At 69.2% G+C, this 667-nt stretch carries 1 protein-coding gene and 1 pseudogene; one reads left to right on the top strand and one right to left on the bottom strand.

What is annotated here, in order from left to right; genetic code table 11:
• A pseudogene (locus tag AC1DZA_RS20135) lies at positions 1 to 439 on the top strand (transposase); the annotation flags it as partial.
• Between the two features lies 1 nt (position 440).
• Here the strand turns inward: AC1DZA_RS20135 and AC1DZA_RS20140 are convergent.
• On the bottom strand, positions 441 to 667 hold a 227-nt coding region (locus AC1DZA_RS20140; protein WP_476774100.1), incomplete at its 5' end, for a transposase.

Genomic DNA, 667 nt, shown 5'->3' on the forward strand with positions numbered 1-667 from the left:
ACTGTACGGGCGGCGGAAGATGCTCGCCCTGCTGCGTCGCGGCCAGGTCCCGGATGCCAGCTTCGGCGCGGTCGACCGGGCCATGCGGTCCCTCGGGCTCAGCGGCGTGGTCCGGGGCCGCCGGCCGCGCACGACGATCCCGAACCCGAAGGACACCCGCGCCCCGGACCTGCTGAACCGGGACTTCACCGCCCCGGCCCCGGATCACGTCTGGGTTGCTGATTTCACGTACGTCCGCACCTACCAGTCGTTCACGTACGTCGCGTTCGTGGTCGACTGCTACTCGCAGCGGATCGTGGGCTGGAACGCGTCGATCCGCCGCGACGTGGAACTCGTCGACGTACCCGTGCGGATGGCGCTGTGGCAACGMGACCGCGMCGGGAACCCGATCCAGCGCGGCCAGCTGATCAGTCACTCGGACGCCGGCAGTCAAGGCGGATTCAACTGGTCGTCGCAACACCGCTTGTTTGCAGCAAGTGTAGGTGCTCGTCGAGTGCCTCGGCCGGGGTGCGCCAGCCGAGGCGTTTGCGGGGTCTGGTGTTGAGGGCGTGGGCGACGGCGGCGAGGTCGTCCGGGGTCCAGCGTGAGAGGTCGGTTCCCTTCGGGAAGTACTGCCGGAGCAGCCCGTTGGTGTTTTCGTTCGTGCCGCGCTGCCAAGGGCTGCGGG

It is taken from the genome of Agromyces sp. P2_B3 (genome assembly GCF_056404815.1).